The sequence below is a fragment of the Arthrobacter sp. NicSoilC5 genome, assembly GCF_019977395.1.
In the GTDB taxonomy this organism is placed as follows: Bacteria; Actinomycetota; Actinomycetes; order Actinomycetales; family Micrococcaceae; genus Arthrobacter.
Window position 1 is genome coordinate 254788 of sequence record NZ_AP024660.1, and the last position, 21767, is coordinate 276554.

Here is a 21767-nt window from a genome sequence, read left to right on the forward strand (position 1 = left end):
TGTCGCTCTTGTGGGGCTTGGCCATGAACGGGTGTCTGCGCAGCAATGCTGCGGTCCGAAGAAGCATGAAGGGTGGCTGTCGTGGCCGCTACACCTGAAGTTCCCCTTACCAACTTGTCTGTCCAGGGCTCCCCGGAAGCCGGTCAAAACGTTCGCCGCATGGCCGCTGAGGAACGCATTGCCTCGTTGATGGACGGGTTGCGCTCCATCTTGGAGGGGGCCGTCGAGTCACCTTCACATTGGCAGGTCTTGCTTGATGCATCGGCCAATTTGTGGCGGTACTCCGGCGGCAATGTTGCACTGCTCATGATGCAGATGGCGCAGAGGGGGACGGACGAGCCGACGCTGGTCGCAGGGTACAAGGAATGGGAACGACACGGCCGCACCGTACTTCGGGGCGAGCATGCCCTGTGGGTCATTGCACCCCGGACCGCCCGTGTGCAGCAGATTCTCCTGCCCGACGGTACGCGCCAGCGCATTCCTGTGGGCGAGAAACCACCCAACGGTGCTGTCGACGAGGGGAAGAAGACCCTCATAACCGGTTGGCGCGGCCAGGCCGTGTTCGACGTCTCGCAGACCCAGGGGGAGCCGCTGCTGGTTCCCAGAACGAGTGATGCCTCGATCGTCGACGTTCCGCAGTTATGGGATGCATTGGCCCGGGTTGCACGCACGCACGGCTTCTCGATCCAAGTCACCGACGCGCAGTTCGGCCTGACGAGCGGTTTTACCGATTTTGCACAGCACCAGGTTCAAGTGGGGGGCTGGCTGAACGCAGAGGAGCGCGTCGCCGTGCTCGCTCATGAGCTCGGCCATGTCCTGCTGCACGGGCCCGACGACAAGGTGGGAAAGCTGTACGGGAGCAGCGTGGACCATCGCGGGCTGGCTGAAGTCGAAGCCGAGTCTGTGGCGTACACGATCCTCAAGGCTCACGGCATTGACAGGGGTCCCCAATCCGCCAGCTACTTGTCCGGTTGGGCTGACGCAGTGATTGAAGCGGAGCATTCAGTCGCGGCCCGCAGCTCTTCTCCGAGGCAACCCGCCTCGCGGGTCGACATTGCGAAGTCAGTACTAGGCCGCGTCACGGCGGCTACCAAGGACATCCTCGAAGTCACGAATCCTCCGGGTTTTGGCGGGAAGGTTCCGCCCGGTGATGCGTCGCTCCGGCTGCAAGGTCAGGACTCGTTCGCTGGCCCGCAGCATCCGGTCGGGCCTGCTCGAGGATTGGAGATTTCCGGCCCGTAGGGGCGACAGAAGTGTTGGATGGGAGAGCCCCGTCTGCAAGAGAAAGGGCAGAAGTTATGAGTACTAAGATCCCGGTCAACATCGCCGGCAACCTTGTCGCAGACCCGGAGCTCACTTACGGTGAGTCCGGGGTCGCGCACACCAAACTACGCGTGGCCGTGAACCAGCGGATTCAAGGAGCAGACGGCGCCTGGCACGATGGAGATCCGGTCTTCCATAACGTTTCCGCCTTTCGGGCGCTCGCAGAGAATGCCTCGACCTCGCTCAAGAAGGGGGATCCCGTCACGGTATCGGGTGAACTCGAGTTCCGCGCATTCGAAAAGGACGGAGAGCGGCGGGAAGCCCGTCGGATTGTTGCTGAAACCATTGGTCCTGACCTTCGGTTCGGCACTGCAGCATACCAGCGCTCTCCCCGGGCGGCAGCAGGCCCGGAAGCTGCGGTGGATGCGGGTGTGCAAGCGGCACCGGAGGCTGCCCAGCCCGCCTACAACATCTCGACGAAAGGGCCGGTGGCCGTGCCCCCTTTAGGCGGACCAGCCCGGGCTGACATTAGCCTCTGACCGGGGACCAGCAGGTTCAGGATGTAGCTCTATTGCCTGTTACAGTTCCACAAATTGCGATGGCCTGGTCCTCTGGGGACCAGGCCATCGCCGTGCGCGGGAGCTTCACTACAGCGCGCTGCTGCCCTTCCACTCTTCAGGCTTTACCCGCCTGATGCTCGAGGAATGCGCCCACCCCATGTGGTACTTGCCGGAAGAATCCAGCCATTCGATAAGGCCGTACTTGTGCGTCCATCCAACGGCCTTGCCGTAGATCCCGCCTACATACACAAGCGGACGGCCATACTTCGGGAAATCCCGGAGAGGTGCAGGGTCGTCTATGGGCCGGCTGGCTTCGGCGTCCATGCGAATCATCATTCGCTCGACATCTTCAGGGGAGCCGGACTTGATCATGAAAGCCATTTTAGAACATACGTTCGAATACGTTCACCGAAGGTCTCTGTGGTGTCATGGCTGCAACTGGGCTGGCCGTCCCTCGGCGGGTGCCCAAGCCAAGCAGTCGGCGGCGCTAATGAAGTAAGCATCCGGCCACGGGGCCCCTGGCCTCACTTGTGCTGGGTCGGGGATGATGAGCAGGATGGATCCTGGCCAGACGGGCTCCGGCAGCGCTTCTATCCACGCGCGCTGCACATGGTCGAAGCGGTTCCACAAGATGGTCACCCAAGACCCGGTCGGTTGAGTCGCATCAACATTCAGCAAAGTCACCTCGGTAGTGGTGCCGCTCGCCAGTTTGAGACTGTTAAAGGCTCTCCAGCGCTCTGCGGCATGTGCCTGCCACTGGCGGGATTCGGAGATGCGCTTCCACCAGCGCAGGCTCAGGAAAAGTGCAGCTGCCAGCCAAATGCCGCCGACAGTCGCAGTCACCGAAAGCGGGAGGCTGACGGCCGGGAAAAGTGCCAGGAAGAGAACGAGGAGTATCAAGACGCCGGCACTGGTCGATACCAGGGCGACTGTCGCAACTCTGGGTTTCATCACCGGATTTTCGACCATCGTCTTGTCCCTCTATCAGCTTAGAGCTGCCAGCCTGCGCTGGTAAGGACGACCTGCTGTGGAAAGTGCAATTCCCTTGAACTCGTTCCGGGGTGAGGAGGTATTACACGGGAATGGGCGTTGTCGATTGCCTGACTGAGTAGTTCACGCTGGGCAATGTGTTCCCACTCATAGTCGGCCGGAGGCAGGCCCAGGGGCAGGTGAGAGTCCGGCAGCGCCCACCTGTCGCGAAATACGGCAACGTCACGGACCAGCTGCCAGGTATCGCGGCTGCTGCTCTCTTTGACGGCTTCGAGCAGAGCACGTTTCCACTCAGGGTCCCCTGTCAGAGCTGACAGGTTCACGGACTCGATCCTCTCGGATATGCGTGCCTTGACTTGCTCGATCATCTCCGCCAAGTCAGGGCGGCTGGGCGTAAGTTTCTCGGTCACGGGTCCAACAGCCGTCGACGGCATCCCCTTCACGAAGCGACGCAAGCGTGTGCTGAGAACAGCACACCGGTCGTTGGCACGGGTGGTGTCGTAGCCGACCTGGGCCAGTATGCGTTCCGCACTCGGGCGGCTGATGGCTGTGGCCTTCCGCCATGCCGCGACGGCTGCGCCCCACGACGGAGATTGTTCCAATTTCTGCGACGCTCCGGGCGCATTCTCATCCATCCACTGTTTTAGGTCCAGCCCTGCAGCGATCTGCGCCAGATAGTCGTACTCTCCGTAGAGCCGCTCGAGGCTGTCAGCCTTCCTGAGCTCGGCGTCGCGTACCTCGTGTGCGGTCCGTTCGGCACCTTCAGCCGCCAGCACCTCGCCAAGGATGCCCTGCCATGAGAGCTGTAGTGATGGATCTACAGCCGGGTGGCCGTCGTCGTCACCTTCGCTGACGTAGGCAAAGTTGCCGGCGCGGCCACGGGTCATGCTCACGTACAGCAGCTCGCGGGTGAGCCGGCCCTGGGTGACCACCGTGTGGCCGGTGTCCACCGTAACGCCTTGGGAACGGTGTGCCGTTGTCGCATACCCCAGTTCGACAGATGACTCCAGATACGCTCCGGGGAGTATGACACTCGCGCCGGTGTCCCGCCGTCGAGCCAGCAGCGAGCCGTCGCGACGATTGATCTGAAGGACGTCGAACAGCGTGCCATTACTCACGAAATTACCGTCGGTGTCGACTAGCTTCCGGTTATTTCCGCGGGCGATGACCGTGTCACCGGAACCCGCTCGTAGGCCATCGCTGAGAAGCACTGTGTGCTCGGGATCCACTTCACCCCGGGCAACCCGATCCGCCTGCGCCCGTTCATTGAGCAAGCCGACCGTTTCATTGTCGGCGGCGATGAGGATGGATGACTTTCCTGCCCGAGTATCTTCCTGCCATGCGAGGTACGCCTTGTCAGCCATATCCACGTAGCTACCGTGCCGGATCCGCCCATGCCGGGCATAGTCGGCAATGGCTGAGTACTCACCCCTCCGGAGCTTCAGCGATGAGGCACGCTCCCACTCTTCATGGAATCTCCACACGGTGCTTAGCCGCGTTGCCTTTCCTTCCCGATCCAGCCAGCCAAGGACGCCGCCGGCATCAATCGCGTCCAGCTGGCCCGGGTCGCCTACCAAAAGAATCTTTGCATCGGCCTCCCGCGCTTGGTCCACCAGGGCGGCAAGCTGGGAAGTGGAAACCATTGAGGCCTCATCAATGATGATCAGCTGGTTTGCCCGGAAACACCACTGCTCCTGAGTGGCAGCGAGACGGGCAGCTTCCTGGGCGAACGCTATGTTCCGGCGCTCGCCGACGTGAGACATCTTCAGCTGGGCCTGTATATCGAAGAAGCGCTCGGCCCTGAAACAGGCTCCTTGCCCCGCCGACTCGTGCAGCCACTTTGTGACATTCTCGGTAGCCATAGCGAGTTCGCGCCCCAGCACATCCGCGCTCGCAGCTGCTGGGGCAAGCCCGACGACGCTTCCGGCGCCGTGCTCTGCTTCCCACGCCGCCTTGACCGCGCTCAACGTCGTGGTCTTTCCCGTGCCGGCAGGCCCAACCAGGGCATCAAGCCGGTGGCCGCTGAGGATGACGTCGGCAACTGCGGCGCGTTGGTCTGCTTGAAGCTCCGGCTTCCCTGCCTGCCTGACATGCTCAAGGGAATCCATGACGACGTCGGCACGCACCACCGGGCCGCCGTAGTCGTTTCTTGCCCCCATGATCGCGTCCTCCCACGCGAGCGTTGACGTGTCGGTGTACAGCCGGGATCCGTGAAAGTCGAAGACGCTGCGTTCCCGGAGCCGGAGGTCCGCGGCTGCGGACGGAGGGAGGCTGTAGCGGTATTCGTTCAGCGGTACTGACTGTTGTTCCGCCGCATCAGCGACGGCGCTGATCAGTGCGCTCCGGTCCGCCGCCGTGCGGCAGCGGATCTGCGCGCAGACCCGCTCAGCCTCAGCGAGTAGGTTCCAGCGGTTCCAGGTAGAGCGCCTGGCGGCGACGCGTTCACGAGCAAGCGTGGCGACGGAGCAGATCCAATCAGAGGTGAAATCCGTAAAGCGGAACGGTGAACCCTTGAAGCGTTGTACGGCGGCGGCGGTAACGTCAGCTGGTTGGAATCCTCTGGCTATGGACCGCGCCCGCCATTGGCTTGAGAGTTCACGCAGAGGAGTGGGGAGGTCCGCCTTTGGGGCTCGCGTGGCGAGGGTGGCTTGCTGACGAAGCTTGATTATTGTTGCTGCGGTCGGCGGATGTCCGTGACCGGTGGTCCATTCCGCTACGAGGCGGTCTGTTTCCAGATTGATGAGACGAGACCGATTGGAGAACTCACGGATTAGTTCGTCATCTACTCCGGTCAGCTGCTGGCTGGGGTTACGGGTATTGGTGGACGGGGACCGGATTTCGGTGGCGCTTCCGAGCGTCCGGTGGAGGGCATCGAACAGGAGTCCGTTGTAGTGTTCGCTTGCAGCGACGGCGGCCTTGTACAGCGTACGGGAGTCGAGGGTTACCCACGTACCGTCGGTGACACGCTGGACCCGGTTGGCGATGACCAAGTGCGTGTGTAGCTGGGGGTCGCCCGTGCGAGATTCCCAGTGGTCGAACGCTGCGGCTATGGCTCCCATGGTGCCGATATGGGCGACGCCGTTCCGTCCGGCCCGCGTATGGATGACGTTCTCTTCGAGCCATGACAGTGTCGCTGCTAACGCTTCGTGATGGGTTTGCAGGATCTGCTCCTGAGTGAGGCGAGGGCTGAGGGCCCAGAGAACCGACACAGATTTTGGCACGCTGAAGGTCAGGTCGAAGCCGACGACGCCGTGACGTACGGTCGGGGGACCGGTCTTGTTGTCGACGACGGAGGGCTGGTTGTGAGGACGGCCGAGCGGATGCAAGGTATCAGGATGCACGGCTGAGTCGAACACTGCCTTGGCGTCGGTTTCAGTGACCGGCGCCCCGGCCATGCGATCGATGCCTCTGAGTCCGGCGCCGACCCATCGTCCTTCGGGTGTTCCGGCGTTCATGTAGTAAGTGGTTGCGTCAGCGGGAGAAACGGCAAGATCATTCGTCATTGTCGTTTTGAAAAGGTAGCGCAGGCCTGACTGTGCCGAGAGCCGCGCGATGGACATCGTCACAGCCGCGGGGCTCCTGCATGGCGGTTCGTTGGATCCCATCCACGCCGGCGCATGATCTCCAACGTCTTAGGGTCAAGCGCCACTCCCTTTGCCTGGGCAACTGAGACAAGCCACGCCGCGATATGTGCCAGATCCTGGACATTGGTCCTTTGTGCGCGTTTTAGGCGGGCGACTTCAGACTGCAAGAGGCTGTTGCCCCGGAGCTGGTCAGACTTCTCGGCTTCGAGCCTGTCGATTTCGGACGCTTGGGCGCGAAGCTTGGAGGTGAGTATGTCTCGCTGGCGTTGACACGACGTTGTCGTGGAGTCCAGTTGACGTTTGATTGCTTGGAGTTGGGCTTTGAGGTGGGGGGCAGTCGTTTTCGGTGCCGGAGCCACTGCTGAACGACTGGCGAGCCGGCGTTTGCGGTCCCGGTGCCGATTGGCGCACCGAGTGGAACAGAATCTTTGACTCGTCCGTGAGGGCTCGAACGAGCAATTGCAGTCAGCACAAGTTTTTGTATTCACGTCCGTTCATCAGGACTGACGCCAACGGCAACATGACTGGCCGTGGGTCGCGGCTCACGCTGACGGCCTTGGATGCCAGAGGTGTGAGGGAAAATACTGCTGCGGTTGGAGGGGCTGTTAGCGATGTGGCATCTGGATAGTTGCGTAGGCGGACAGTTGTAGCCGGTGATGAGGTTACGCGGCTCTAAGCGTTGGATGGCTGTTGGTGATGCACGCCTTATGGTGCCATCTGGGTTCTGCTGCGGCTTTCAAGCTCTCGTTCGGCGCTTTCGACAATGAAGTGGTCCCGTGCGCTGAGTCGCTGTCCTGCGACGGAGTTGGCCATCTCGCAATCGCGGATCTCCACTAGTCGCCGATGAAGCTGCGTTTGGGCGTGGTGGCAAAAGAAGAGCAGCGGGGTGGCGCGCCGGTTCAGCAGCACCAGCTCATGCTGGCCATAAGCAACGTTGTTCCAGATGGGGCCGATCTTGACGAGCATCACCCGCGCACGCAGCCCGAGGATGCCGTGCCTGAGGCGGCCAGCCGTCCGGGGGAGGAGTAGGCCGAAGCTGACAAGCAGGACAGCAAAGGTTTCGCCTATCCAATACAGGTTGGTCAGGGCAATGGCAGCGGGGCTATCGGCGCCTTCGGTTCCGGTTACAACCCCATACAGCAGACGGTCGAGGAGGACCAGGGCAAACAAAACACAGCCGCCGGCGATAAGAATGAACGCCGAGCGGAAGACTTTCGCGCCCATGCGGGGAATGTGGCTGCGGCAGACCCGGGCTATGTCGAGACACACCCACATAATGAATGCAGATCCCGCCCAGAGGAAGACCGCCATGCCCGGCTGATCGCCATATCTCAGCGGCAAGTTGGGATCCGTCGTATCCACACGGCTGCCGAGAAACCCTGCCGTTACCGCGGTGCATGCAGCGAAGGTGACCCAACCACCCAAGGCGAGTTGCCGCCGTCGTACTCCTGGATCCGGTACTGCTGCCAGCAACATTGCTGTTCGGAACTGCCAGAACCCAAGGAGGAGAGACAGGAGGGTGACCATGCCAATGCGGTTGTGGCCGCCGAGGAGGGGATCGCCCCAGTAGTAGACGGCAGGAACGTAGAGCGTACAAGCGATCGCGGCCAAGATGGTTGCACGGAACACGCTTCCGCGCTCGGGATCCAATGCTGCAGGCAGCCTGAGGATGGTCAACACCCAGAGTGCGGCGGCCGGTACCGCTTCCATCAGCCGAATACGCGCCGAAACGCTAGGGGTTCGGTCGTAGGCTCGGTTTCGCTGTTGATTAGCCGCGTTGCAAGTTGGTCAGCGAGGGCCTCAGCTGTTAGCTCCGCATCATCGGTGTAGCTGCTGCGACCGAGGGCACGCACGATATCCACGTCGATGTCGGGGAGGAGTGCGGCAGCGAGTTCCTCATGTGTTCTCTGTAGGTCATGGGAGAGGATCATGTGGCTGAATTCGTGCAGGATTATTTGCTGCCGGTGCCAGGCGGACTTCACTGGCGCGTGGAGGACGATGTCCCGGTCCGTGCAGACCAGCCAGATGCCGCAGAGCTCCGTTCCAGCCAAGCCGGGCAACTCATCAATTTGTATCTTTCTGCCGCGTTGCGCTTCCAGTTTGTTCTGGATGAACTGCAGGGTGGCGTCGCCCGGCAAGCCGAAGGATTTCTCCGCCTTACGGGCTATCTTTCGCGCGTCACGATAATTCATGGCTGGCGGTTTTCGGCTGCGGAACGTTGTCGGGACCGATCTGATCCAGGGAGTATCCGCCTGGGTACAACGATGAGCCGGCTTTGCCTGGAGTGAAATGAGGATTCTGTCCGAGAGGCCGGCGCCGGCGGATGGCATTGCGGATCGCCAACCCACGCGTCATAAGGCCTGATGAGACCCGGCTCGGGCGGGGGAGTCCGAGCGCTTCGACGAGGCGTTCGTCGTCAAGCATCACGCTGATGATGTGGCTGGCGAAGGGCCACAGCGGGCGCGGCAGCCGGCTTTGGAAGACCTGTACTGTTGCGTCCATCAACTGTTGGCCTTCAGCTGATGGAGCGACGTGGGCTGCCTCGTAGCGGTCGAAGAACAGCTCGGCTTCAGCGTAGGTAGCGGGAATTCCAGCAATGTTCATCCGAGCGCCGAGCTCGGTGAAAAAGCTCGAAGCCGCAGCGAGTTCAGCTGACGTTGGCTGTCGCCAGCCATGGTGCTGGGTCCATCTGATGGGCACTACGAGCAGGGTGAGGAGGACGTAGAGGAAGTCATCGTTGCTGCCGGGGACGTTGCGGTGCGCGCGGTTTAGCAAGTCGATCATCTGGCGGCCGCGGTCGCTGTCCAAGCCGGACGCGATGAGCTCGTAGATGACGATTGCTGTGTCGTAGGAACGCTTCATTGGCCGCTGTTGGATCTCGCCGTTGGCGTGAAGAGTGGCCGCCATGCTGGGAATGGCGAAGTTTCGGTAATAGGAGAGGAAGAAGCCGAGCTCCATGTCTGCGGCGAGGTCGAAGAGGACCATATGCCGGAATGTCTCTTGCCAGTCCTCCGGGGCGGCACGCTCCTGACGGCGCTGACTTGCGGCGAGACTTGTGTGGATGATCATCGTCCCCCCATTCTTCCTGCCGCTAAAGTGCGCTCAAAGTTGAGGGTGGCACGGCTCCCCAGCTCGGCGACTGGTTCCATGGTAGGACTGTTGCCATTGCCTGACTAGGGAGACGTAGACGGGTCCACAGGATTGTTTTTGGGTGCCATTGTCAGGGCTTTCATCAGCCCGCTCTCGCCCTGGCGCATCAACAGAGCATGGGCGGCTGTGAAAGCCGGCGCAGCGATCGGTGTCAGCATGTTCATCCAGCGCTGGGTAGGGCGCACACGCCATTCGATGTCCATGCGGGTTGCTTGCCCTCGATCGTCGGGTATGAGCGTTACCTGGCCTTTGCCTTCCAGGTGACCCCCGGCGTCGAACTCTATCTCGCGCGGTGCAACCACCATTGTGGGGTGGATGCTGATGGTGAGCGTGTAGCCCAATGCGGCCTTGAAGCTCAGGTGCGCGGTGGTTGCCTTGAGGATGTCTGCTTGGGAGCTGCTCTCGGCTGGCCAACGCTCCAAAGGCGCCGCGAAACTGCAACCGGGCCACCACTGCGGCCAGCTCATGTCGATGTCCGCGATGATGGCCCAGACTTGCTCGGCCGGCGCAGGGAGGTACCAAGTGGAACTGAGATCGAAGAGACGAGGCTTCATGTTGTTATCTTGGCACCTCCGTGAAGGGGGGATGCTCATCCTATCCGCCCGCTTCTGTCAGGTTTGAGTTAAAGACTTAGGTGCTGAAACGTACAAGAACGGACTTCTCGAACCTATTCTGACGGAGTCGGCGCCGCTGCCTGACGTCAGGTTGGTGTGTACTCCTCCCAAAGACATCTGCCACTGGGGTCGCGTTCTTGAGACCGGACTGGATAGCGTTTGTTCTTGCGGCAACGGCTTATCGACTACCCGTTTACGACCGCGTTCAACGCGGCCGCGTGATGCTCGGATTTGCCAACATCAAGCCGCAGTAGACCTCGTATCCTTCGTTCATCCGGCGCTCCCTTGCACCACTTCTGGCCACAGTCACGACACCCGATGCTGGCACCCACGTTACAAAGAGACCTGGATCCTTCGGAAGGAGCCAACCGTGTCCCTATCAGCAGTCAACGCGTGTCTCCGAACCTGGCGACAACACCCCCGGATCATCAGTGACAGGGCAAGAAAGTCATACCAGGTCCAGCGCCCAAATCCCCGGCCCTCGGGGACGCAATAAATGTAATGGGGGGTGAAGTTATTGCGTGAGTCGAACCCCGGGTGCTGTCAACGACTTAAGTAAGGATGCGGCCGACTGCTGAACTCAGACTCGGAGGCGAACATCCGAGCGAATGATAGCACGGCGACCGTACTTTCGGATTCAAACTTCCGTACAAATTCCGGATTCAAAACGTATGCAAGTCAGATTGTCGTCGTGGGATTCGCCCACTTAGATGGAACCTGCCAAGTGACGTGCACAACAGACTAAAACTGGCCTCAGCGTCGAGGCACCCGCAGGAATGGTGGCCGCACAGCAGCTCTACCGGCTCGCCCCCCCCCAACCAAATCCAGGAGCATTTCCCATGTCTGAGATAAAAATGCATAAGGCTGAGATCGGCGTGGACCTTCCGCCGAGTAAAGATTCCCAACTAAAGGGAAGCATCGGCTTTGTAAACCTCATCTTTACTGTCTTGGCCTACAACGGCCCGATGGTGAACTTCCTCGGGTTCCTGCCCGTTGCGATCCTCCTGGGCAACGGCATCGGCACACCGGTGATGTTGCTCGTGTGTGGCGTTGTCGCTGCGCTCTTCGCCTCCGGTCTGGTCGCCATGGGGCTTCGCCTACCGAGACCAGGTGGCTACTACTCGTATGTTTCCGCCGGGTTGGGGAAGATCGCTGGTCTCGGTACAGGATTCACGGCCATAGTCTGCTACTTTGCAGCCAACATTGCCGGGTATGTCCTTGGTGGGATCGCCGCGGAGAACCTTGTACACAGCGCCCTCAATGGTCCAGACCTCCCATGGTGGCTGTACGGCAGCGTTATGTTTATCATCGTCTCGATCCTTGGCTATCTGAACATCGACTTCTCTGCGAAGATCCTTACAGTCTTCCTGGCGCTGGAGTTGCTCCTTATGGTCATGTACAACGTCTCCGTCATAACGCAGGGAGGCGCGGAGGGTATGGGTCTCGACAGCTTCAAACCAGAGAACATTTTCAGTGGTGACATCGGCATCGCCTTCATGTTCGGAATCGGCGTATATGGCGGATTCGAGGCCACCATCATCTTCCGGGACGAAGTAAAGCGCCCTGAAAAAACTATTCCGCGCGCAACCTTCGCGGTTGTCGCAATCCTGGCCATCCTCTACTCACTCACGGCGTGGGTATTTATCAACGCCTATGGGCCGAACGCCATCATGGGCGTACTCACCGACAATGTGGTGGAGGCCTCCGGGGCAAGCGTTCAGCAGTTTACCGGCACCGCGGCCTACTACGCGGTTACTTCCCTTCTGATTACCAGCTGCTTCGCCCTTTCTCTGGCGAGCCACAACATCGTCTCCCGCTACCTGTTCAACCTGGGGGCTGATGGAGCACTGTTCAAGTCATTGGCCCGTGTGCACGCCCGGCATGGTTCCCCGCATCGGGCTTCCGTCGTGCTCAGCGCAATGGTACTCGTCGGCATCGTCCTTTTCAGTGGAACCGACGGAGAGACGGCGTACGCACGCCTGGCAGGCATCTACTCATTCGCATTCGCAATACTCATTGCATTCGCTGCCCTTGCCATCACTGTCTTCCTTTCCCGGGATAAGAAAGGTGGCCGCAACGCGGTGTGGCCGGCCATTGGAAGCGGTGTCGCATTCGTATTTTTCGCCACAGCGCTTGTGCTCTCCGGACTCAATTTCGGATTGCTCACCAGTACCGAAGGATGGTTCACCTGGGCGCTCTTGGGCTTGATCCTTGCCATCATCGCTACGGGAATGATCCTGGCCGCGGTCTACCGCAGCCGTCGACCTGAGGTATACGCTAGAATCGGGCGAGACGACGCTGGCGACCTGGTTCCCGCTAGGGAAAGTTAATACGCTCTTTCTAAGCCCGGCACTGCAGCAGACGATACATCCCCTGAAGCGTCCCCCCTGATGACCGGGCAAAAGTGGCAGTGGCAGCTCGTCAATCGCCCTTCTCTTAGTTCACGCGCACTATCTGCGCGTGAACTAAGAGTCTCGACCGCGGTTATGCGTCTTTGAAAAGAATCCCATCCCGACAGAGTTACGGGATGCATGCAATAAGGAGCTCACATGCACCTCTCCAAGTTCGTCGCCAGGGAAAGTTTCGGCGTTCGTATTGGATCGGACGGCAATCGCACCTCCGGAACGCTGGACGACCTGTTCCCCGACTGGGGCATGACAGAGCGGCTTGGCATCGTATTGAGCAAACCGTATGGGGCAATTGAGGCGAGTCTCGCGTTGCTTGCCATGACGCCGTTGTTCTACGGACTGGTTCCAGAGCGTGCGACCACAAAGCCCCAGTATCCACCGATCATTCTCTTTCATGTCGGGCAGATGCACGGCAGCCACATCATGCTTGACGTGGTTCCCCATCGCTACGAGGTGCTTGTAGAGAACGACTCCTACTCTGTGCTCGCCGCCGTAAAGGACTATGGGATCACGCGGTTGATGGTCCCCGACGAACACGCGGAACATGATCTTTCCTATGTCGAGCGAGCTCCACTGGGCTGGACAGATCTCCGTTACCTGAGGGAAAACTTGCGCTCGGTCTATGCGTATGGTCAGGAGAACGGCCTAGCTCATTCCTCGACCATTGAGATCACCTCGATTGATCCGCGTCTGGAGGAATCCGTAACCCAGGTTCTCAGGCCCGAGGAAAGCATAAAGGTGTTCACTGATGCGACTGAGGAATCGCTGGCTACGAAAATGATCGGTGAGACGAGCCTAGAAGATCTCGAAACGCTTACGCCTATCGTGGCCAAGCGAATGAATGAGGTCGGAACAGAAGAAAGGGCGCGGTTACTCGCTTCTCGAGCAGCGCGTCGAAATCCTCAGGGGAACATCACACAGGCTTATCGGGAACTGAGTGTTGACGGCGGCCTCGCCCGGCTAGTCCCATAGCCTGCTTACATCCGTTCCGCTCCAGACGGGTCCTCCACACTGAATTGGGCGACTGCCAGGAGCAGCGGATCTGTTATGAACAGGAAATTTCGACAAAAATACTGCCCCTATCCGGGAGCAAGGGGCTCGAACCGAGGCACGCAGTCCCTCTTGCGGACTGAACCAGAGAAACTCAATTAACCGCGACTGTCGTGTGTCAAGAGATGGAGGAGCAGAAATTGGCATTATCAATGATAACCACGCCACTCAACATTGATGGTGATGTTCTTTTCCACGGCAATAATGATTTTAATGCGGTTGCGGGGATTTGGGACGGCCGCCACTTGCAGCAGCGGCCGTCGGTGATCGCGCGCTGCACGAGCGCGGGAGACGTTCAGAAAGCCATTCGCTATGCACGCGAAAATGACCTTGAGATATCGGTCCGCGCCGGTGGCCACAATCCAAATGGGTATGCGACCAACGACGGCGGCATCGTTTTGGACCTCAGGCTGATGAATAGCATCGACATTGACACGGTCACGGGTAGAGCGCGCGTCGGTGGTGGGGTGATCGCTGGCGATCTCGTCCAAGAGGCGGCCAGACACGGTCTAGCGGCTGTAACGGGCATGCACCCCAAAGTCGGTTTCTGCGGCCTCGCGCTCAATGGAGGCGTCGGCTTCCTCACTCCGTTCTATGGTCTCGCCAGCGACAACATCGTCGGAGCGACTTTGGTGACGGCAACAGGCGAGCTGGTTCACTGCTCGGAGGATGAACGGCCCGAATTGTTCTGGGCAATCAGAGGTGCAGGCCCTAACTTTGGTGTCGTCACAGAGGTCGAGGTCGCTCTCCATGAGCTGCCCAGACAGATGCTTGCCGGATTCATGACCTGGGAGCCAGCGGTCGATGAGCTGCCCAGCCTTCTGACGTCCATCCTCGATGCGCTCAATGCAATGGCAGATCATCTTTACCCCAGCGTTTTCATAAGCTTGGACGAAAGCGGGGCACCTGCTATCACAGTCTGCGTGGGTCACCTCGGAAAGCTCGATATCGCCGAACGGGACATCGAACGGCTTCGTGGCCTGGGTCGACCCGTGTCCGACTCCATTGCCATCCGCTCGTACGACGCGGTAGTCGCCCTTAACGCCGAGGTGGGTAGTTTCGAAGACGGAATGTTCAACCTTTGGATCGACCGGGAGATTGCCGTGTCAAACGGTCGTTTCGCTGAAGCCGTTGCGGCGAATCTCGATAAGTTCATCAGCGAGCCCTCGACCGGGAATTCTGTGAAACTGGAGATCGAAGGAAGGCCCTTCGGAAACCCGAAGGGAACGCCGGCCCGGCACCGCGATGCGATGGGCGTGCTGGCCGTCGCGGAATGGGACGGGACGAGCCACGGAGCTGCAAAGTACCCCGAGAGGGCACGAGAGCTGGACGCGGCCCTACTTCACGCCGGTGCCACGACTTCTAAATTCGGTCTTCTGAATAACAATTCAGAGGTCACACCAGAGATGGTCGTCGAGGTCTATACCCCAGAAGTTTACCGCCGCCTCGCTGCAGTAAAACGCGAATACGACCCGGAAAACCGCTTCCACCGCAACTACAATGTAGATCCCCAGCGATTCTGACCTCCCAGGACGCCGTGCTGACAAGCTCGGGTGGACTGCCAGACACTCATCTTGAACCACCAATTGGCCCGTTCAAGCGGAAGATCAACGACAGATCGAAGCGGACCGGAGGCCGCTGACGGGACGATTCTCAAACGAATTCGCTTGATGTTGTACTGGAACATTCCGCGGGCTTGTCCATTTCGCCAATGCTGCCGGGCGAGTGGAACTTTTCAATTGTTGTAAGTTGCGTTAGGTATGTGTAATGGCTGCTGTTGGAGCCGCCAGACAGGGGCAAGAATGAGTGCCACCAGGGTCATTCCTCGGCGCACAACTGCACGTGCTGAAGACTTCGCAGCCGTGCGCGGGGTCATCTATCCTGTTCTTGTTCCCCGGACTAGACGTTTGTGGTAGAAATTCAATCCTCATGAGGAGGCGGCGTGATAACCGTTGTCAGCACTATGCAGCTCGAGTCGAACTCAGAGCACGAATGGGATCGGCTAATCCGAGAGCGCTTTAAATCAGCCCACAACAAGGAAGGCTGGATACACGGTCAGTTGCTCACTCCCTCTGACGCCCCCGGTACTCGCGTCATCATTGGCACGTGGAGAAGTCAAGCGGACTGGGAGGCTTGGCATGCGGATCCCGCCTTTCTCGCCTCGCGTACCAGGCTCGACGAACTACAGCATGCAGACCACGGGACAGCACTGTACGACGTAATAGAGGATGCCCAGGGTACCAACTAATTTTGGCCCAATGGCCTCCGTCGGACTTTTCTCTCCACTGGGCCCAGGGTTGTCCTCTTAGGGCTAGGGCTTGGGCCAGTGGAGAGTTTGAGGGGTCTGTCCTCGTTTGGTATTGGTGAAATCGGCAGCCGGCGTACCCAACCAACGTGCCGGTACGGTGGCTGAAACTGGTTGCCAACAAATTCGCGCTGCCCTGAAGGCGTACATCGTTTGCCGCCGTTCCTGGCGGACTGTCCTACCGAGGGCGACTGTGCGACCGGCGGATCATGCATGCGGGTACGCTTGTGTGGTCGTGTCATCCGGTTGTGCCGTCAGTTTTGCTGACCCTCTTGGGGCGAGGGAGTTGATGAACGTCGTACGAGTTCCGTGACGAATTCGTAGCGCCGGATCTCAACGTCCTCACCTTGAATTTTGCGCAACAGTAACTGAACCGCATGCCGGCCCATCTCGGCGTAGGGCTGCCGGATTGTGGTTAGTTGTGGATCGACCAGCATGGCAGCGCGCTCATCGTCAAACCCCACAATGGAGATGTCTTCGGGTACCTTCAACCCGCGGGCACGAAGGGTCCGCAGGGCGGCAGCTGCCATAGTATCTGCAGCACAGAACATAGCGTCAATTCTGATACCTTTCGACAGTTCTGATTCCAGTTCCCTCCAGTGCATGCGTGTTTCATTAAAGGGATCCATGCAGTCAATTATCAGCGACTCGTCGAAGGTAATTCCGGCCGACTCCAGTGCATCCCGGTACCCCAGAGTGCGGTGGTCAATGAACAGCCCGTCACCCCAAGTATCCGTCTCCATTTCCATGTTTGGACGCAGGAGCGCGATCGATCGTCTGCCGAGTGAAATCAAATACTCAACGGCAATTCGGGCGCCTTCCCGATTCTGCGCGGAAATGGTCGGAAACCGAACAGTGCGACTAGTATCGTCGATCGCAATAGCAGGCAGTGCTATGCGGTCACATGCTTGGCGCACGCCATCTTGATCCGGCACTCCAATGATGATCACACCGTCCGTCGGTACGTTGGCAAGTGCCTCCACAATCGCGGCGGCCCCGCCTTTAGTGCCGGCGACTGGATGCGCCATAAGGTAGTAGCCCTCTTCGGCGGCTGCTCGAAATGCAGCGCGAACGACCGGCTCCCACCATCCCCACCCTGCATCGGGCACGATGACACTGATAGCGCGGTACTCACCGCTGCGCAGCGCCCGCGCTGTGGCAGAGGGACGATACCCAAGATTGCGCGCCACAGCGCGAACGCGCTGGCGCGTGGCTTCGCTGACATCCGGATGGTCCCCGAGAGCCCTGGATACCGTAGCTACCCCAACCTCGGCCGCGCGCGAGACGTCCGCCAATGTCACCTTACGAGGCATTAAGTTCCTATCCCTAGAGCTTAAGTTTGTGCTTTCGCTCGCACTGCAACAATCCGGTCCCTAGTATATCGGCAGCGTTTCCGGTAACGTTTCCGGTAGCGATTCCAACTGCGTCCACGACTCTCAATGGTGAGGATCATTTATGTCAGTACCCACTAGCGCAACCGAGACGGGGGCTACCAACAACGTCCCGGAGCGTGTCGGTCCCCTCTTCATCGGAATCTACGTGCTCGCGTTGTTCGGCATCTGGATGTCGATCAACTTGCCCGCTTCCGTCACGCTCGCGTTGCGTATCGACGAACTAGACCCGGATGGCAAGGCCACCAGCTACTCGATGGCTGCGGGGATCGGCACGCTGACCGCGTTGATCGCGAATCCCCTTTTCGGTCGGCTCAGCGACCGGACGCGGAGCAGGTTTGGCCGCCGCCGGCCGTGGATAGTGGTGGGGCTCGCCGGCACGATCGCCGGGGCTGCCGTCATCGGGTTCAGCAACTCAATGCCGCTATTGCTGCTCGGCTGGATCATCATGCAGGCCTTCGTAAACGCGGCGATTGCCGCTTCGCTGGCCATTGTCGCTGACCGCATCCCCGAAAAACAGCAGGGTTTCGTTGGGGCACTGTCTGGTATGGCCGCTTCTGCGGCATTACTCGTGGGCGTGTTCTTCGTACAGTGGTTCCCGTCAAACGTGCTGGCCCAGTTCGGTCTGCCCGTCGCGGTCGCAGTGATGTTCTGTGGGCTGCTGCTCGTGCTGTTGCGGGACGACGAACCATCAAGCGATGACATCGCTCCTTTCGGCTTCCGTGAGTTTTTGGGCAGCTTCTACGTCAACCCGCGCAAGTCCCCTGACTTCAGTGCCTTTCTCGTGGCGATGTTCCTTGTCACCTGCGCTTGGGGGGTTGTGTCGACCTATACTGTCTATCTCCTCCAAGACCGCATTGCAGTACCGGAAGATGAACTGCCGGGGGTCATCACCTTGGCCTACGTCATTCCCGGCATCCTTGCCGTGATCTTCGCTCCCATCGCCGGCTGGCTCAACGACCGCACCGGCCGCCGCAAGCTGGTCCTGGGGGCCACGGCTGTAATCATGGCCGCCGGAACCATCCAGATCGCATTCGCAGACGATGTCGCGCCATTCCTTATCGGTGTAAGCATTGTCAGCGGCATCGCCGGCGGAATGCTCTACGGCGGATACATAGGCTTCGCTGTAGCGACCATGAACGGCCCCAACACAGCGGCACGCGACCTCGGGGTCACCAACATCGCATTCACCCTGCCATTCTCGGTAATGCCATTCATCGCGCCGCTGCTGCTCGGCGTCGGCGGGGGAACCCCCAACTACCCGCTGTTGCTGGCCGTGGGGGCCGTGCTCACTTTGCTCGGCATCGTTCCTCTTTTCTTCATTCGATCGACTCGCTGAACGGAAACCGTTGTGAACGATTATCGAGACCCTGCCCTGCCCGCCGAACGCCGGGCAGAAGATGTGCTGGCGCGCATGACAGTCGCTGAGAAGGCGGCTCTGATGTTTCACCCTTCTACGAGCCCCGGCAGCGGTGGCCTTACCGACAGCGAGGCCCTCGCCGCTGCCGAACTGAACGTCGGCCGTTCGGGCATCACCCACTTCAACGTCCTGGGTGGAGAAGACAGCCTCTCTGTTGCTGCATGGCACAACACGCTGCAGGAGATCGCGGAAAGTACACGCCTTGGTATCCCTGTGACCCTGTCAACTGACCCCCGCCATGGCTTCCGCAGCAATCCATTCACCGGTCAGGCGCTCGGCAGTCTTTCGCGCTGGCCCGAGACGACCGGAATAGCTGCAACTGGCGACATCGATTCGGTCCGAAGCTACGCCGACACCATGCGCCAGGAACTAATGGCCATGGGAGTCCGAGTCCTCCTAGGACCGATGGCCGACATCTTCAGCGATCCGCGCTGGTCCCGCGGCTCAGGTACCTTCGGCGAAAATCCTGAACGCGTGGCCGAACTCACCGTAGCGTTCATCGAGGCTCTCAGAGGAGGCCCCCACCTTGGCCCCGAATCGGTGGCTGCAGTCGTCAAACACTTCCCCGGCGCCGGGCCTCAGTTAAGAGGCGACGACGCGCACGATCCCCGCTATCCGGAACAGGTGTACCCGGGCGGTATGCAGGAACTGCACATGGATCCGTTCCGCCGCGCCTTCGCAGCAGGAGCGACACAGGTCATGACCTACTACGGCAAACCTGTCGGAACATCCTGGGATGAAGTCGGATTCGCGTTCAACGCTCCGGTCGTACGCGACATCCTGCGACGGGAACTGCGCTTCGACGGTATCGTCGTAACCGACTGGAACCTGCTTGAGGCAGAGCAGATCGGCGACGTGACGTTCGGTCCAAACGGCTGGGGACTGGAACACCTCGAACCCAAGGAACGCGCCGCCATCGCAATAGACGTCGGGATCGACCAGTTCGGAGGCGACCGCAATCCCGTTCTGATCGAGGAACTCGTGGACTCAGGGCGCATCACAGAAGAACGCATCGACCAGTCCGCGCGTCGGCTCCTGCGCGAGAAATTCCGGCTCGGCACTTTCGAACATCGCCGGGTTGACGTGGAGACCACTCGCAGAGTGTGCGGCTCCCCGGTCTTCCTCGAACGGGGAGTAGCTGCTCAACGAGACTCCCTCGTGCTGATCTCCGCAGAGGAGGGGGCCCTGCCTCTTGCGGGAGGAACCCGCGTGTATCTCGACGGCCTGACAGCCCAAGATGTTGTTGACGAGCTGGTTATCACCGACGACATCACGGCCTCCGACGCGATTGTGGTCAGGCTTGATGCACCCTTCGAACCCGGCCGCGGCTCCCTCGGCGACTTCTTCCACGGCGGGACCCTCGATTTCCCCCAGGAAACCGTCGACCGCATCCGCGCCTACGCCACGCACGCCCCGGTGTACCTCTCGGTATACCTGGAACGCCCGGCAGTGCTCACACAATTGATCGGAGTCACGGCAGCAATAGTCGGTGATTTCGGCTGCAGTGACAAGGTCTTGCTCGATGCTCTCACCGGGCGGGCCCCATTCAGGGGAACCCTTCCCTTCGACCTGCCCTCCTCCATGACCGATGTCGAGGCCTCACGGGAAGACGTCCCCTTCGACATGGCCGTTCCGCTCTTCCGCGCAGGCTCCGGACTAAAGCTCGAGGCGGGCCCAAAAATCCCGTCAGCCGCCGACGCTTCTCCTGACACCTTCAACACGCGCTAAACGTTTACCACAGCACAGCCCCGCGAAGGGCATCAGGCAAGTGAGGTCGGTGGGTTGCCCTGCCCGCCGGCCTCACAAGGACGATTAGGAACTGCGGTGCCGAATGCGCTGACCAACCCATCCACAGGCCAAAACGAAGATTCAAGGTCTCCTGGGATGCTCGAGGTGACAGTCGCCGGAGGCGCCGCGGAAAGGGAACGAACGGTAGACGCCGCCATCGAACTGGTAACTCAGGCCGCACGGCGCAACGACATGGGGATCATGGTCACTGATATCGGGATGGGTCAGTACGTTGTACGGGCACATCCAACAGTGCCTGTTGACTTCGTGCGCCGTCAGGAGACCAGATTTACGGGGGGATAGCCACCCCAATAGCTGCCTGCCCACTGGGTCAGAACGAAGGGAAGATGAGTATTGTGTGCCTGATGCCGGAACACACTGGCCTTGTTCGCCCGGTGTCCCGGCATCAGCACCCATAACATGTCAGCGGCGGGGTGTGAAGGGTTTCCTGGACCCCCAGAACGAAAAATATGATTCGCGCGTCTAAAGACGCCCTGACCGCGCTGGACTAACGTGGACCCGTCACTGGTTTGAAGGACGCCTTCCTGAGTTGAAGCGATGCGGATCAAGAACCTCCTTGTGACTACAGGTTCATCAAGAACGCCCTGCAGGAGGGCCGAAGGAGGATTATATGAGTTCGAACGATACGAAGACAGCTGCCCCGTTCCCATCCCAGGCTCAGGAGGTCTTTCTTCCTCGCGGGGGCACAGACCCGGATTTTTATATGCCCGCTGAGTGGGGCCGGGGAGAACGGAGTTGGATGAAACGGATACAAAAACGATTGAGGCTCCTCATCGGCTTGTCCACGTAGCCGCCGGGCTTAATCAAGGCCCCGATCCGCCTCGCCTTCTCCAGGTCATCCCTGCGGGGTCATCAAAATGGGGTGTGCCGTACCGGACCCTATGACCACTGGTTGAAACCGACGCACGTGTCATGGAGCCGATAAATCTTCAGCAAAATCTGCCGGTCCTGTGAATAGGGCTCTGTCAGACGGAATCACCGATTCACCCGGAACCGCCGAGGCATTGACCTGGCCTTACAACTTCTGGTCGAACGTGGCGGATCGCCATTCGACACCACTGCCGCTCTGGTCCTGTCTGCTCTAGCATGCTGGGCAGAATCGCAACGGTCCGGTCTGGTCTTTCCTTGTTCGACTGGTTGCCCCGGAATAGGGCCACCGTTGCAGGACACTGCCTGCTCCGGACGTCTTCGTGACCAACTCCGGCGGCGCTTGTCGGCCAGTA

The 21767-nt window shown here is 60.0% G+C and carries 16 protein-coding genes; 8 read left to right on the forward strand and 8 right to left on the reverse strand.

From position 1 onward, the window contains the following. Nucleotides 1–159 precede the first annotated feature (159 nt). Complete coding sequence (locus LDO22_RS01150; protein ID WP_224025763.1) at nucleotides 160–1242, forward strand: ArdC-like ssDNA-binding domain-containing protein; 1083 nt, start codon at nucleotides 160–162, stop codon at nucleotides 1240–1242. 56 nt (nucleotides 1243–1298) lie between these two features. Continuing rightward, the gene (locus LDO22_RS01155; protein ID WP_224025764.1) at nucleotides 1299–1802 is read left to right on the forward strand and encodes a single-stranded DNA-binding protein; all 504 of its coding nucleotides are present in this window, start codon (nucleotides 1299–1301) and stop codon (nucleotides 1800–1802) included. A 108-nt stretch (nucleotides 1803–1910) separates the two neighbouring features. Here the strand turns inward: LDO22_RS01155 and LDO22_RS01160 are convergent, their stop codons facing one another. From LDO22_RS01160 to LDO22_RS01190, 7 genes are all read right to left on the reverse strand, one after another. Continuing rightward, nucleotides 1911–2195 carry a hypothetical protein gene (locus LDO22_RS01160; protein WP_224025765.1) on the reverse strand — a complete coding sequence of 95 codons (285 nt, stop codon included), beginning with the start codon at nucleotides 2193–2195 and terminating at the stop codon, nucleotides 1911–1913. 54 nt (nucleotides 2196–2249) lie between these two features. Beyond that, nucleotides 2250–2792 carry a hypothetical protein gene (locus LDO22_RS01165; RefSeq protein ID WP_224025766.1) on the reverse strand — a complete coding sequence of 181 codons (543 nt, stop codon included), beginning with the start codon at nucleotides 2790–2792 and terminating at the stop codon, nucleotides 2250–2252. A 20-nt stretch (nucleotides 2793–2812) separates the two neighbouring features. Next, entirely contained in the window at nucleotides 2813–6373 is a 3561-nt protein-coding gene (mobF, locus tag LDO22_RS01170; RefSeq protein ID WP_224027132.1) for a MobF family relaxase, read from the reverse strand. A 729-nt stretch (nucleotides 6374–7102) separates the two neighbouring features. After that, nucleotides 7103–8107, reverse strand: a complete 1005-nt coding sequence (locus LDO22_RS01175; protein ID WP_224025767.1) for a hypothetical protein — start codon at nucleotides 8105–8107, stop codon at nucleotides 7103–7105. Next, the gene (locus tag LDO22_RS01180; RefSeq protein ID WP_224025768.1) at nucleotides 8107–8589 is read right to left on the reverse strand and encodes a hypothetical protein; all 483 of its coding nucleotides are present in this window, start codon (nucleotides 8587–8589) and stop codon (nucleotides 8107–8109) included. The genes LDO22_RS01175 and LDO22_RS01180 overlap by 1 nt, the downstream gene beginning before the upstream one ends. Further along, the gene (locus LDO22_RS01185; protein ID WP_224025769.1) at nucleotides 8576–9466 is read right to left on the reverse strand and encodes an oxygenase MpaB family protein; all 891 of its coding nucleotides are present in this window, start codon (nucleotides 9464–9466) and stop codon (nucleotides 8576–8578) included. The genes LDO22_RS01180 and LDO22_RS01185 overlap by 14 nt, the downstream gene beginning before the upstream one ends. A 104-nt stretch (nucleotides 9467–9570) precedes the next feature. Continuing rightward, nucleotides 9571–10101 (reverse strand): SRPBCC family protein, encoded by a 531-nt coding sequence (locus LDO22_RS01190; protein ID WP_224025770.1) that lies wholly within the window; start codon nucleotides 10099–10101, stop codon nucleotides 9571–9573. An 899-nt stretch (nucleotides 10102–11000) separates the two neighbouring features. Here LDO22_RS01190 and LDO22_RS01195 point away from each other — a divergent pair. The 4 genes from LDO22_RS01195 (at nucleotide 11001) to LDO22_RS01210 (ending at nucleotide 15867) form a co-directional block, all read left to right on the forward strand. Next, the gene (locus tag LDO22_RS01195) at nucleotides 11001–12491 is read left to right on the forward strand and encodes an APC family permease (protein ID WP_224025771.1); all 1491 of its coding nucleotides are present in this window, start codon (nucleotides 11001–11003) and stop codon (nucleotides 12489–12491) included. 219 nt (nucleotides 12492–12710) lie between these two features. Continuing rightward, nucleotides 12711–13541 (forward strand): hypothetical protein, encoded by an 831-nt coding sequence (locus LDO22_RS01200; protein WP_224025772.1) that lies wholly within the window; start codon nucleotides 12711–12713, stop codon nucleotides 13539–13541. A gap of 203 nt (nucleotides 13542–13744) precedes the next feature. Then, entirely contained in the window at nucleotides 13745–15142 is a 1398-nt protein-coding gene (locus LDO22_RS01205) for an FAD-binding oxidoreductase (RefSeq protein WP_224025773.1), read from the forward strand. A 419-nt stretch (nucleotides 15143–15561) separates the two neighbouring features. Next, entirely contained in the window at nucleotides 15562–15867 is a 306-nt protein-coding gene (locus LDO22_RS01210; protein ID WP_224025774.1) for an antibiotic biosynthesis monooxygenase family protein, read from the forward strand. Between the two features lie 311 nt (nucleotides 15868–16178). Here the strand turns inward: LDO22_RS01210 and LDO22_RS01215 are convergent, their stop codons facing one another. Next, complete coding sequence (locus tag LDO22_RS01215; protein WP_263422188.1) at nucleotides 16179–17114, reverse strand: LacI family DNA-binding transcriptional regulator; 936 nt, start codon at nucleotides 17112–17114, stop codon at nucleotides 16179–16181. A gap of 265 nt (nucleotides 17115–17379) precedes the next feature. On the opposite strand from LDO22_RS01215, the gene LDO22_RS01220 reads away from it, so the two are divergent. Both LDO22_RS01220 and LDO22_RS01225 read left to right on the forward strand, forming a co-directional pair. Then, nucleotides 17380–18654: an MFS transporter gene (locus tag LDO22_RS01220; protein ID WP_224025776.1), complete on the forward strand. Its 1275-nt coding sequence runs from the start codon at nucleotides 17380–17382 to the stop codon at nucleotides 18652–18654. Between the two features lie 12 nt (nucleotides 18655–18666). Further along, the gene (locus tag LDO22_RS01225) at nucleotides 18667–20463 is read left to right on the forward strand and encodes a glycoside hydrolase family 3 N-terminal domain-containing protein (RefSeq protein ID WP_224025777.1); all 1797 of its coding nucleotides are present in this window, start codon (nucleotides 18667–18669) and stop codon (nucleotides 20461–20463) included. Nucleotides 20464–21767 lie beyond the last annotated feature (1304 nt).